12 protein-coding genes are annotated in these 12,293 nt (G+C 64.9%); 9 read left to right on the top strand and 3 right to left on the bottom strand.

The window, feature by feature from the left end:
* Window positions 1-250 precede the first annotated feature (250 nt).
* Window positions 251-1,891, top strand: coding sequence for an ABC transporter substrate-binding protein (locus LB525_RS12170; RefSeq protein WP_224544794.1), 1,641 nt, complete (start codon window positions 251-253; stop codon window positions 1,889-1,891).
* 261 nt (window positions 1,892-2,152) lie between these two features.
* Here the strand turns inward: LB525_RS12170 and LB525_RS12165 are convergent, their stop codons facing one another.
* Window positions 2,153-2,935: a hypothetical protein gene (locus LB525_RS12165; RefSeq protein WP_224528997.1), complete on the bottom strand. Its 783-nt coding sequence runs from the start codon at window positions 2,933-2,935 to the stop codon at window positions 2,153-2,155.
* Window positions 2,936-3,084: 149 nt separating this feature from the next.
* On the opposite strand from LB525_RS12165, the gene LB525_RS12160 reads away from it, so the two are divergent.
* Genes LB525_RS12160 through LB525_RS12130 form a run of 7 tightly spaced genes read left to right on the top strand, consistent with a single transcriptional unit; the run spans window position 3,085 to window position 9,307 of the window.
* Entirely contained in the window at window positions 3,085-3,711 is a 627-nt protein-coding gene (locus tag LB525_RS12160; RefSeq protein WP_224544793.1) for a DUF4129 domain-containing protein, read from the top strand.
* Window positions 3,708-4,922 (top strand): DUF4350 domain-containing protein, encoded by a 1,215-nt coding sequence (locus LB525_RS12155; RefSeq protein ID WP_224544792.1) that lies wholly within the window; start codon window positions 3,708-3,710, stop codon window positions 4,920-4,922. The genes LB525_RS12160 and LB525_RS12155 overlap by 4 nt, the downstream gene beginning before the upstream one ends.
* A complete protein-coding gene (locus tag LB525_RS12150; RefSeq protein ID WP_224544791.1) occupies window positions 4,909-5,865 on the top strand; it encodes an AAA family ATPase in 957 nt (318 codons plus the stop codon). Before LB525_RS12155 ends, LB525_RS12150 begins: the two co-directional genes overlap by 14 nt.
* Window positions 5,862-7,166, top strand: coding sequence for a DUF58 domain-containing protein (locus LB525_RS12145; protein WP_224544790.1), 1,305 nt, complete (start codon window positions 5,862-5,864; stop codon window positions 7,164-7,166). The genes LB525_RS12150 and LB525_RS12145 overlap by 4 nt, the downstream gene beginning before the upstream one ends.
* Window positions 7,163-8,179 (top strand): stage II sporulation protein M, encoded by a 1,017-nt coding sequence (locus LB525_RS12140; protein ID WP_224544789.1) that lies wholly within the window; start codon window positions 7,163-7,165, stop codon window positions 8,177-8,179. Before LB525_RS12145 ends, LB525_RS12140 begins: the two co-directional genes overlap by 4 nt.
* Entirely contained in the window at window positions 8,166-9,044 is an 879-nt protein-coding gene (locus tag LB525_RS12135) for an RDD family protein (protein ID WP_224544788.1), read from the top strand. The genes LB525_RS12140 and LB525_RS12135 overlap by 14 nt, the downstream gene beginning before the upstream one ends.
* On the top strand, window positions 9,041-9,307 hold the full coding sequence (locus LB525_RS12130) for a hypothetical protein (protein WP_224544787.1): 267 nt from the start codon (window positions 9,041-9,043) through the stop codon (window positions 9,305-9,307). Before LB525_RS12135 ends, LB525_RS12130 begins: the two co-directional genes overlap by 4 nt.
* Before the next feature lie 13 nt (window positions 9,308-9,320).
* Here LB525_RS12130 and LB525_RS12125 read toward each other — a convergent pair whose 3' ends face one another.
* Window positions 9,321-10,007 (bottom strand): D-lyxose/D-mannose family sugar isomerase, encoded by a 687-nt coding sequence (locus tag LB525_RS12125; RefSeq protein WP_224544786.1) that lies wholly within the window; start codon window positions 10,005-10,007, stop codon window positions 9,321-9,323.
* Between the two features lie 204 nt (window positions 10,008-10,211).
* On the opposite strand from LB525_RS12125, the gene LB525_RS12120 reads away from it, so the two are divergent.
* Complete coding sequence (locus LB525_RS12120; RefSeq protein ID WP_224544785.1) at window positions 10,212-11,270, top strand: D-TA family PLP-dependent enzyme; 1,059 nt, start codon at window positions 10,212-10,214, stop codon at window positions 11,268-11,270.
* A gap of 157 nt (window positions 11,271-11,427) precedes the next feature.
* Here the strand turns inward: LB525_RS12120 and LB525_RS12115 are convergent, their stop codons facing one another.
* Complete coding sequence (locus tag LB525_RS12115; protein ID WP_224544784.1) at window positions 11,428-12,186, bottom strand: heme ABC transporter permease; 759 nt, start codon at window positions 12,184-12,186, stop codon at window positions 11,428-11,430.
* Between the last annotated feature and the right edge of the window lie 107 nt (window positions 12,187-12,293).

Genomic DNA, 12,293 nt, shown 5'->3' with positions numbered 1-12,293 from the left:
CCGAGACGGAGAGGGGAGCGCCCTACGAAGGCCCCCTCTCCGTCCGCTTCGCGGCCACCTCTCCCCCGCCTTCGGCGGGGGAGAGGAACCTAAGCTTGGTTACCTGCGGAACAGCGCACAAGAACTGCGGAAACCAGACCATTTCGTGGCGGAAAGCGGACCTATCATTCCCTCGCAGGCAACGGCGCTCCGGCGGACGCATCCGCCCCCGCATGGCGGCCCGGAGCGCCCAACAACAGAGGGAACGACGATGAAATTCATGCTGACCGACAGAAAACTGCACCCGCGTGCCAAGCCGATCGCCGACGATTTCAAGAAGGGCGCGATCAGCCGGCGCGAATATCTGGCCTTGATGGCCGGCTTCGGCGTCAGCACCGCAGGGGCCTTCGCCCTGGGCGGGATCGCTGCCTCGCCTGCCCGCGCCGCCGAGCCGAAAAAGGGCGGCGTGCTGCGCGTCGCGATGAACGTCAAGGGCTTTAAGGATCCGCGCACCTTCGACGGCGTCGAGATGTCAAATGTCGCGCGTCAGTGCAACGAATATCTGGTGCGCTGGAAAACCGACTTCTCCTTCGAGCCCTGGCTGCTGGAAAGCTGGGAGACCAGCGACGACGCCAAGACGATCACCCTCAATGTGCGCAAGGGCATCACATGGTCGAACGGCGACACTTTCAACGCCGAGGACGTGATCCACAACCTCAACCGCTGGTGCGATGCCTCGGTCGCCGGCAATTCGGTCGCCGCGCGCATGGGCGCGCTGGTCAATGCCGACACCAAGAAGCCGGTCGACGGAGGCATCCAGAAGGTCGACGACTACACCGTCAAGATCAACCTGCCGAAGCCCGACATCTCGCTGATCGCCGGCATGGCCGACTATCCGGCGCTGATCATGCACCGCTCCTACGAGGGCGACGCCGATCCGAAGAAGGCTTTGGCCATCACCACCGGCCCTTGCGAGCTGGTGAGTTGGGACGCCGAAACGGGTGCGGAGGTGAAGCGCAAGGACAAGCCGTGGTGGAAGGGCGAGTTCTATCTCGACGGCATAAAATGGGTCGACTACGGCTCCGATCCCAACGCCACGCTGTCCGCCTTCGAGTCCGGAGAGATCGACACCGACCACGAGACCACGGCGGATGCCGTGTCGCAGACCGAGCAGATGGGCCTGCAGAATTCCGAGATCGCCACCGGCTCGACCATCGTCGCGCGCTTTAATGTCTCCAACGCGCCCTATGACGACCTCAAGGTGCGCCGCGCCGCCCAGCTTGCCGTCGACAATGCGGCCGTCCTGAAGCTCGGGCTCGACGGCCGTGGCAAGCCCGCCGACAACCACCATGTCGGCCCGATGCATCCGGAATTCGCCGATATCGGCCCGGCCAAACGCGATGTCGAACAGGCCAAGAAGCTTATTTCGGAATCCGGCAAGGCCGACCACGAATATGAGCTGATCTCGGTCGACGTCGAATGGCAAAAGAGCACCGCCGACGCGATTGCCGCGCAAATCCGCGAGGCCGGCCTGAAGATCAAGCGCACCGTGCTGCCGGCCGCGACCTTCTGGAACGACTGGGCCAAGTTCCCCTATTCCTGCACCGAATGGCTCGGCCGCCCGCTTGGCGTCCAGGTGCTGGCGCTGGCCTACAAATCGGGCGGCGCGTGGAACGAAAGCGCCTATTCGAACAAGGAGTTTGACGAGCTTCTCGACAAGGCGCTTGCAACGCCGGATGCCGCCCAGCGCAAGGAGATCATGGTCAAGATCGAGACGAACCTGCGCGATGCCGGCATCATCATCCAGCCCTACTGGCGCTCGGTCTACCGCACCTATCGCAAGGGCGTGCAGGGCTGCGAACAGCACCAGGCGCTTGAGCAGCATTTCGAGACGGTGTGGCTGGAGTCCTGATCCTCCCAGGAGCGAGCGGCCGGCGCGACCTTCCCATCGCGTCAGCCGAGCGCTCATTTCCCAAGCGATTGCCTTCAGCTCAGATTGCGTCGGCGTCGCCGATTCCTAGGAAAACACGGCCACCAGTTCGTCGACGCCACCGCCCTCCTTCGCGCGTCGCAAGGCTATGTATGTGGTCGTCGCGATAACCGATGCCAGCAGCCATGCGATCGCGGTGACGGCACCTGGGCTTTCCAAAGGCATCGGGTTGATCTCTGCTGCCTAGGAGAATATCTCCGCCAGTTCGTCGATGCTTGCGCCTTCTTTCGCCTGGCGCAGCTCGACATAGCTCACCGCGGTTGCGATCGAGAGCACCATCGACACCACGGTCTGCACCAGCGCGGCGCCGATCTCGGCGATGATGCCTCCGAACAGCACCAGAACGAGCAGCATCCCCCACTGGATGATCATCGCGATGATGATGAGAATGAGGAACAGACCGAAAAGCCCCCAGCGACTGCCCTTGGTGAGGACCCGGCTGCGCGACATCGAGCCGAACACGCCACGCCGCTCCTGGATCAGGACCGGCACCGACATCGACCAGCCGAGCCAGAGAATAATGCCCGGCACGATCAACAGCATCAGGCCGATACCCGCACCGAGACCGACGAGCAGGCCGATGCCAAGCGTCGGCAGCAGAAAGCGGATCGCAATCTGGATGCAGTCGCCAAAGGACGGACGCTTGCCATTGAGGTCCTCGATGGTCGCCCGCACCAGCGCCGACTGCAGCAGCAGCGCGCACACGAACGAAATCAATCCGGCGATGATGGTGATGTAGGAATTGCGAAACATGGCGCCTGGGTCGGCCATGGTGCCGGGGTCGCGCTGCATCATGGCGTCGATCTGCGGCTGGGTCCACAGCCTGATGAGCAATGCCGGCAGGCCCGAAAACAAAGCCGCCAACCCCACGCAAAGTCCGAGGTTTCGGCCAATCACTCCGAAGGTGTTGCTGAATACCCTGCCGATCTCGAATCGGCCGGGTCGTCCCAATGTTGCAGTCGTCATGATAATTTTCCCCCGAGTCACCACTGCGTTCATCGGCGACTTCAAAGTAAATTTGCCAAGATTGAAAGGCTACGTCCAGTGCGCTTGCAATTGTCATGGCGTATTGCCAGTGTCGGCCCCGAACCGCAGGTTGCAGGGGGAACGAGCGGGTGACAGCCGCAGGGACGGAAGAGGCCGGACGGCTGGCGCAGCTGCACAAGCAACTGCTGGGGGACGATTCGATCCAGTTCGCCTTGCCGACCTACGTGCGGCCCGAGCCCCCGGAGTGGCTGAAGCCGTTTCTGGATGGCTTGGCAAAGCTCGGTCCCTACATGATCTATCTGTTCTGGGGCGCGGTCATCATCGGCGTCGCGATCATTGCTTTTCTGCTTTTCCTCGAGGCGAAAGGCATTGCCTGGCGCCTGCCATGGCGGCGGAAACGCGAAGAGACCGAAGCGAAGGAAGAGTGGCGCCCTGACGCGGGAGCTGCCCAGGTCCTGCTCTCCGAGGCCGATGCGCTCGCCGCGCGCGGCGAGTATGACGAGGCAGTGCATCTACTGTTGCGCCGCAGCGTCTCAGACATCGCCACCCGGCTGCCCGATTTCCTGCGCCCATCGCTCACCGCACGTGACATCGCCGCCGCCGGTTTGATCCCCACCCGGCCCCGCGCCGCCTTCAGCGAGATCGCCCGCATCGTCGAGGTGGCCTTGTTTGCCCGGCGTCCGGTCGGCGCCGAGGGCTGGCGGCAGGCGCGGGGCGCCTATGAGCGTTTCGCCTTCCGGGACGCCTGGGCATGACCGCGCAACCGACCGAGGCAGCCGCGGAGCCGTTCAGCCGCAAGACGCTGTTCTGGGGCATTTTCGCCAGCCTGCTGGCGGCGGCCGGATTTTTCCTGCTGTCCACCTATGCGCCGGATTTCCGCCAGCCCCAGGGCGGTGCCACGCCGTTCTCGAAGGGCGGCACCGGCTATGCCGGGCTTGTCGAATGGCTGAAGCTCACCAACGGACAGGCGCCGCCGATGGAGCGCGGCGAGAAGGACCTCGCGTCCCCCCTGGCGTCGACCTTCCTGCTCGTCGTCACCATCGCGCCGGGCAGCGACCCGGCCGCGCTCGATCGCCTCATCAAGCTTCGCGCGGGCAAGGACACGCTCTTTATCCTGCCCAAATGGCAGACCTTTCCCTTGTTCAGTCACGAAGGCTGGGAGGAAAAGGTCGAGCGGCTGCCCAACAACGTCGTCAACGACTGGCTCGGCCGCATCGCCAAAGCCAAGCTCGGCGAGGCAGAGAGCACGCTCTCGCAGATCAACATCGCCGGCCGCATGGTGGCCGCGCCGGAGGAGCTGCAATGGGTGGCGGACGACCATCCGCTGATCGCGGCGGGCGACGGCAGGGCTATCCTGACCAAGCTCGACAACGAACCCTTCTACATCCTCACCGATCCCGATTTCCTCAACAATGCCGCGCTGAATGACGAGCAGAAGGCGGCCGCCGCGCTCGACATCATCGCCATGCTGGAGCCCGCCAAGGGAGCCGTCATGTTCGACCTGACGCTGCACGGCATCGGCGGCAACTACGATCTCGCCAAGCTGCTGATCGAACCGCCTTTCCTGGCGCTGACGCTGTCGGTGCTTGTAGCGGCCGCGCTCGCCTTCCTGCACGGGCTCGGCCGCTTCGGCCCACCGCGCGCGGAGGGGCGCGCCATCGCCTTCGGCAAGCGGGCGCTGGTCGACACCACGGCGACGCTTTTGAAGCGCGCCGGGCGGCTGCAGGAGCTTGGCGACCGTTACGCAGCGCTGATGCGCCAGCGCGCGGCCGCCCTGCTCGGCGCACCGCATGGGCTGCAGGGCGAGGCGCTCGACCGCTGGCTCGATTCCCGCGACAAGGAAGAACAGCGCGGCTTCACCGCCCGCTTCAGGGCAGTACACGATTCCAACAATCTGGCCGCAATGCACGAAGCAGCCGAAAAGCTGCATGACTGGACGGCAAGGAGGCTCATTGAACGTCGATGAAGTGAAGACCCTGGCGAACGCGATCAGGGAAGAAGTGGCAAAAGCGATCACCGGGCAGCGCGACACGGTCGACCTGATGCTGACGGCGCTGTTTGCCGGCGGGCATATCCTGCTCGAAGGCCCGCCCGGCACCGCCAAGACGATGACGGCGCGCTGCTTCGCGCAGGCGCTTGGCGTCGCCTATGGCCGCATCCAGTTCACGCCCGACTTGATGCCCGGTGATATCGTCGGCGCCAACATCTATAACTTCCAGACCGGGCAGTTCACGCTGACGCGCGGCCCGATCTTCTGCGACCTCTTGCTCGCCGACGAAATCAACCGCACGCCGCCGAAGACGCAAGCCGCGCTGCTCGAGGCCATGCAGGAGCATGCCGTCACCTTCGATGGCACCACCCATTCGCTCGGCCGGAATTTCATGGTGGTGGCGACGCAGAACCCCATCGAGCATCAGGGCGTCTATCCGCTGCCCGAGGCGCAGCTCGACCGCTTCCTGTTCAAGCATCGGGTGAGCTATCCGGATCTCACGGAAGAGCGCGCCATCATCGTCCATCACGGCGGCGGCTCGGCATCGCACGATATCGAGCAATACGGCATCAAAGCGCGGACCGACCGCAAGATGCTGGAAGCGGCGCTGGCCACCGTCGGCGACGTCACGCTGGTCGACGACGTCGTCGGCTATATCGCGGCACTTGTGCGCGGCACGCGCGAAAGCCCTGACCTGGAAGTGGGAGCGAGTCCACGCGCGGGCGCCATGCTGGCGAGAGCCGCGCGCGCCAGGGCGGCGCTCGACGGCCGCAACTATGTCATCCCCGACGACGTCAAGGCACTGGCCGTGCCGGCTCTGCGCCACCGTGTCGTTCTCTCGCCGGCCGCGCAGATCGACGGGCGGCTGGTCGAGCAGATCGTCTCCGACCTCGTCGACAATACGGAAGCGCCGCGTTGATCTATCCGAGCGGGCGGGCGGTCTGGGCAGCGGCGGCGGGGGCGATCCCCGCCTTCCTGATCGCGCTCGCTTTGCCGCATGTCTGGTATCTCGGCCTGTTGTGGATCTGCCTGCTGCTTGCCTTCCTGGCGGTGGACGCAGCCGCAGGCAGGGGTCGCGCCTCGCTCGACGCCACGCTGACGGCGCCGCCGCAGGTCGGCGTCGGCGGGCGCTTCACGCTGCACGTGGCGGCCGGTGCCGGCGCAAGGCTGCGGCGCCTGCAGGCGCGTGTCGGGCACGACCAGCGGGTCCAGCCATTAGCCGGCACCGGCGGCGCGCTGCCGGCCAATGGCGGCACGCTCGATCTCGAATTCGAGGCCATCCGCCGCGGCATCGCCGGCTTCGACCGTCTCTGGCTGCGCTGGCAGGGTCCGTTCGGCCTGATCTGGAACCAGGTTGTGTTGCCGGTCGACCGCAAGGTCGCGGTGCTGCCAAATGTCAACAGCGCGCGCGACGAGGCGATCACGCTGTTGCAGCGTTCCGCCCTTTCCGACGGCCATACGCAGAAGCGCGCCGGCCAGGGCCGCGAGTTCGAAGCGCTGAAGGATTACCAGCCCGGCATGGGGCGGCGCATGATCGACTGGAAGCGCAGCGCCCGGCACGGCAAGCTTCTGGCGCGCGAATTCCGGATCGAGGAGAACAACAACATCGTTTTGGCCATCGATAGCGGCCGGCTGATGTGCGAGCCGGTGGACGGCGTGCCGAAGGTCGACCGCGCGGTGACGGCGGCGCTTTTGTCGGCGTTCATCGCACTCAAGGGCGGCGACCTCGTCAGCCTGTTCTCCTTCGATGCCAGGCCGCGCGTGTCGAGCGGCGCGGTGCGCGGCTCGCCGAGCTTCACCATGATCCAGAAGCGCGCCGCCGAGATCGACTATTCGACGGAGGAGACCAACTTCACCTTGGCGCTGACCACGCTTTCGGCCAAGCTCGACCGGCGCTCGCTGGTCATCGTCTTCACCGATTTCGTCGATCCGATCAGCGCCGAATTGATGCTGCGCACCGTGGGCCGGCTTACCGAGCGGCATCTGGTGCTGTTCATGCTGATGAAGGATGTGGAACTCGAAACGCTGGCCGACATGGCGCCGGCGGCGCCCGAGGATGTCGCCCGCTCCGTCACCGCCGGCGATCTGTTGCGGCAGCGGCAGGTGGTGATCGGCAGGCTCAGGCTGCTCGGCGCGCATGTCATCGAGGCCGACCACCAGCGGCTCGGCCCGGCGCTGGTCGAGCGCTATATCCAGCTCAAGGAGGAGAACCTCTTATGACGCTGTCGGCCGGCACCGATTCCGTGCGCCAGTCGCTGGCAAGCTTCCGCCAGGAGCGCGAGGCCGACTGGAAAGCCTTCGAGGCGCTGCTTGCGCGCGTCGAAAAACGCGCGCCGCGCGCGCTGTCGGAAGACGAGCTGCTGTCGTTGCCGCTCCTCTACCGTTCGGCGCTGTCGTCGCTTTCGGTGGCGCGCGCGACCTCGCTCGACAGCGCGCTGATCGCCTATCTCGAGGCGCTCTGCCTGCGCGGCTATTTCTATCTCTATGGCGCGCGGCGGAGCTTGAGAACGCGCATCGGCGATTTCTTCCTGCACGACTGGCCGGCGGCGATCCGCGACCTTTGGCGCGAAGTATGGACATCGGTCGGGCTCATCGTCATCGGTGCCATTGCCGGTTATGGGCTGGTCGCTTCGGACCAGCGCTGGTACGACGCCATCATCGCGCCGAGCCTGGCGGGCGGGCGCAACCCGGATTCGTCGGCCGAGACGCTGCGCAGCGTGCTTTACGGCGGCGGCGATCATTTCCTGTCGGGCTTTGCCGCCTATCTCTTCACGCACAACACGCAGGTCTCGATCCTGGCGTTCGCGCTGGGCTTCGCCTTCGCCGTGCCGAGCGTGCTGATCATCCTGATGAATGGCTGCATGCTCGGCGCCATTTTCCAGATCTATGCCGCCAAGGGCCTGGGCTTCGAGCTCGGCGGCTGGCTTTCGATCCACGGCACGACGGAGCTGTTCGCCATCGCCATTGCGGGAGCGGCCGGCATGCGCATCGGCACCAGCATCGCCTTTCCCGGCGAACTCACCCGCATGGCCGCCGCCGCCCAAGCCGGGCGCGTGGCGGCGACCGCCATGATCGGCGTCACGGTGATGCTGCTTTTTGCCGGACTGTTGGAAGGCATCGGCCGGCAGACGATCACCAGCGACCTCGCCCGCTATTCGATCGGCGGCGGCATGCTGGCGCTCTGGATTTCATATTTCTACCTGTTGCGGATGGTGCGGCATGGCGACCGCTAGGACAGCCAAGGCAAAGAACCCTGCCGCGCTGATACGTCCGCTGGTGACACCCGAAGGCGTGGACCTGCGGGTCAAGCTGGCGGATGCTGGCACCCGCGCTTCCGGATTCCTGCTCGACGTGGTGATCATCGTCGTCGCGGCCGTGGTCGTCTCGCTGGTGATGATCTTCGGCCTTGCAGGGCTTGGTATCCAGGATGCGGAGCCGCTGTTCATCGTCTGGATCATCTTCGTCTTTTTCCTGCGCAACGTCTATTTCATCGCCTTCGAGGCGGGCCGGCGGGCAGCCACGCCGGGCAAGCGCATGGTTGGCGTGAGGGTCGCGTCACGCAGCGGCGCCGGCCTCACCATCGACCAGGTCATCGCGCGCAATCTGATGCGCGAGATCGAAGTTTTTCTGCCGCTGTCGATCCTCGCCGCGCGCGCCAGCGCCGATGTCGCCGACACGCTGACGACCATCTTCGGCCTGGTCTGGGCGCTGCTGTTCTCGCTGTTTCTGCTGTTCAACCGCGACCGACTGAGGGTCGGCGACCTGCTTGCTGGCACTTGGGTGGTCGAGGCGCCGAAAGTGGCCCTGGTCGAAGACCTTTCGCAGCGCAAGGACCTGGTCGCGGCCCGCTTCCAGTTCAGCCCCGCGCAGCTCGACGCCTATGGCATCGCCGAACTGCAGAAGCTTGAGGAAGTGCTGCGCCGCGACGATTATTCGGCGCTGAAGGCGGTGGCGGAGACCATCGGCCGCAAGATCGGCGCGAGGGTCGAGCCGATCGATTCAAAGGCCTTTCTCACCGCCTATTACGGTGAGCTCCGGGCGCATCTGGAACGCAAGCTGCTGCTTGGAAATAGGAAGGCGGATAAATACGCGCGATGACGACATCGATATCCGAGCTAGAACTTCAGGACATGGAAGCTCGAGCGGCAGCTGCCCAACCTGGGCCGTGGAAATCTTTGGTCGAGGGCCGAGACTTCCTAAGCGGCTCAAATATCATCCTGACCGGTGAGAGCGGCGAGGACATTGAATTGTCCGGTGCCACAATTGCGGATCAGGATTTCATCGCCGCTGCTCGGCAAGACGTCCCTCGCCTGATCGCGGAAGTGCGCATTCTGCGCGCACTTCTCAACCAGACCAAATAGAAGCCTCGGCGCCCTACCCTACCCACTTCTCGTAATCCGACACCAAGAGGTGCAGTGGCGCCACGTCCTCGTCGATGTTGGAGAAGCGGCCGATCGGCTCGCGGAAGACGTTGTCGGTGAGGTCGTCGTTGACCGTCGAGACCTCGCCGATCAGCACATCCTTGCCCTCGGCCCAGAAGGCGTGCCAGACGCCGGGCAGCAGCGTCACGCTCTGGCCCGGATCGAGCTTCAGCAGCCCGCCTGCCGGCAGTCTGGTCATGGTGCCGTCGACCGGCACCGAGACTTCGGCCTTGGGGTCGATGCCGCCGTCGCGGTCGTGCATGAACAATTCCAGCACCAGCTTGCCGCCGCCTCGGTTGATGATGTCCTCGGCCTTGATGTTGTGGCGGTGCATGGGCGAGAGCTGGTCCTTGCGCGAGATCATGATCTTCTCGGCATAAAGCATGCCCATGCCGAGCTTCATGTCCTCGTAACGACCGTTGCGCACTGTGAACAGGAACAGGCCGAGCTCGTCGAACTTCTCCTGGCCGTAGTCGGTGATGTCCCAGCCGAGACGGGAGGTGAAGATGGCCGGGGAGTCGCCCTTATGCGCCTTCATCTCTTCCGGCGACCAATAGGCGAAGGGCGGCATGATATAGCCGAAGGAGCGGATGAAGGCGTCGGCTTCGCGGATGATGTCGTTGATCTTGGAGCGCTTCATGGGTTCTCTTCTTTCCGGCCGCCGCCTGCTGAAATCCGTCCTTCCGAATAGCCCAATGCCGGTCCTCTGTCGACGCAAACCGGCGGATCTGGCCCCGTGACATGGGCTTCGTTCGGGGCCATAACCCAACTGATTTGTTTTAACGCAATGTCTTTGTCCCACAGCGGATCGCCGCGCGGAAGACATGCTCGGACGGGTGATCTCATGGCAAGCATAGCCGATCTCGACACACCGGCGATCCTCATCGATGCTGCCCGCGCCGAGGCGAACATCAAGAAAGCGCAGGCCCATGCGGATGCTCACGGGCTGAAGCTCCGCCCGCATATCAAGACGCACAAGCTGCCTTACTGGGCGAAGAAGCAGGTGGCGGCGGGCGCCGTCGGCATCACTTGCCAGAAGATCGGCGAGGCCGAGGTGATGGCCGATGCCGGGCTCGATGACATTTTTCTCCCCTACAATATCCTCGGCCGCGCCAAGCTGGAGCGGCTCAAGGCGCTGCATGGCCGCGTCGCGCTTTCGGTGACGGCGGACAGCCACGAGACGCTGGAAGGGCTTGCCGCCACTTTCACCGATGCCGGCCATCCACTGCAGGTTCTGGTCGAGTGCGACACCGGCATGGGCCGCTGCGGCGTGCAGAGCGCCGACGAAGCGCTGGCGCTGGCGAAGATCATCGACCAAGCCAAGGGTCTCGCCTTCGGCGGGCTGATGACCTATCCGGCGGCGGGGCGCGCCGCCGAAGCGGAGGCATGGCTGAGCAATGCACGCTCTACGCTAACAGCGGCCGGGCTTGAATGTGCCCGCATCTCCAGCGGCGGCACGCCGGACATGTGGCGCTCCGGCGAGGACAGCGTGGTCACCGAATACCGGCCCGGCACCTACATCTATCTCGACCGCTATCAAGTTGCCAAAGGCGTCGGCACGCTGGACGACTGCGCGCTGACCGTGCTCGCCACGGTGGTCAGTCATCCTACGCCAATCCGCGCCATCCTCGACAGCGGCAGCAAGGCGCTGTCTTCCGATACGCTCGGCCTGCCGGAATTCGGCGAGCTGCTCGGCGTGCCGGGCGCCCGCGTCACCGGCTTGAGCGAAGAGCACGGCAACGTCACGCTTTCGGACGGCGCCACCTTGCGCATCGGCGAGCGCGTGCGCGTGGTGCCCGACCATTGCTGCGTGGTGACGAATTTGTTCGATCAGGTGCATCTGATCGACGGCGACAAGGTGCTGGAAACGCTGCCGGTGGCGGCAAGGGGCAGGATGGGGTGAGCAGCGGGCTTCCCCTTCTCCCCTTGTGGGAGAAGGTGGCCGCGAAGCGGCCGGATGAGGGGTGCTCCAGGCAACACAGACGTCTCACTCCGCTGGAACACCCCTCATCCGTCTCGGCGCTGCGCGCCGATCCACCTTCTCCCACAAGGGGAGAAGGTTAAGTGCGCTCCGCCTGCCGCGCGGCAACTCTGCGCATCGCGGTCACGCGGCGCCTGAAAATCTCCGTGCGCATGGCCATCAGGTGCAAGGCGAAGAACAGCACGGTGAAGCCGAGCGCCATCACGGCCAACGGCCACAGCATCGAGGGATCGATGGTCGGGCCGCCGAGTCGAAACACGGAGGCCGGTTGGTGCAGCGTGTTCCACCAGTCGACCGAGAATTTGATGATTGGTATGTTTATGAAGCCGACCAGCGTGATGATGGCGGCGGCCCAGGCGGCGCGGCCGGCATCATCCAGCGCGCGGGTCAGCGCGATTATGCCGAGATACATCAGGAAAAGCACGAAGACCGAGGTCAGCCGTGCGTCCCAGACCCACCAGGTGCCCCACATCGGCTTACCCCAGATGGAGCCGGTGATGAGCGCCAGCGCGGTGAAGGTGGCGCCGATCGGGGCCGCCGCTTTCAGGGCCACATCGGCCAGCGGATGACGCCAGACCAGCGTGCCCAACGCCGAGATCGCCATGATCGTGTAGCACATCATGGCGAGCCAGGCGAAAGGCACGTGGATGTACATGATACGCACAGTGATGCCCTGCTGGAAATCCTCCGGCGCGGTGAAGCTCATGTAGAGGCCGACGGCGAGCAGGATCGCCGCGACCGCCGCCAGCCATGGAACGACTTTGTCCGCCAACCCGACGAAGCGCGTCGGATTGGCGAGATCGGCCCAGGCGCTCAAGCGTGAGGTGGTGTCGCTCATGCCGACCTAAATAGACCGGAGATTGGTCTCGGGCAATCGGGGGAGTGTCGCGCTTTCCCTTCTCCCCTTGTGGGAGAAGGTGTCGCCGAAGGCGACGGATGAGGGGT

Origin of the sequence: Mesorhizobium sp. CA16 (assembly GCF_020165175.1) — a bacterium.
Classification (GTDB): domain Bacteria; phylum Pseudomonadota; class Alphaproteobacteria; order Rhizobiales; family Rhizobiaceae; genus Mesorhizobium.
Note: the sequence above shows the minus strand (reverse complement) of the source record. Positions and strands in the feature narration are given on the sequence as shown.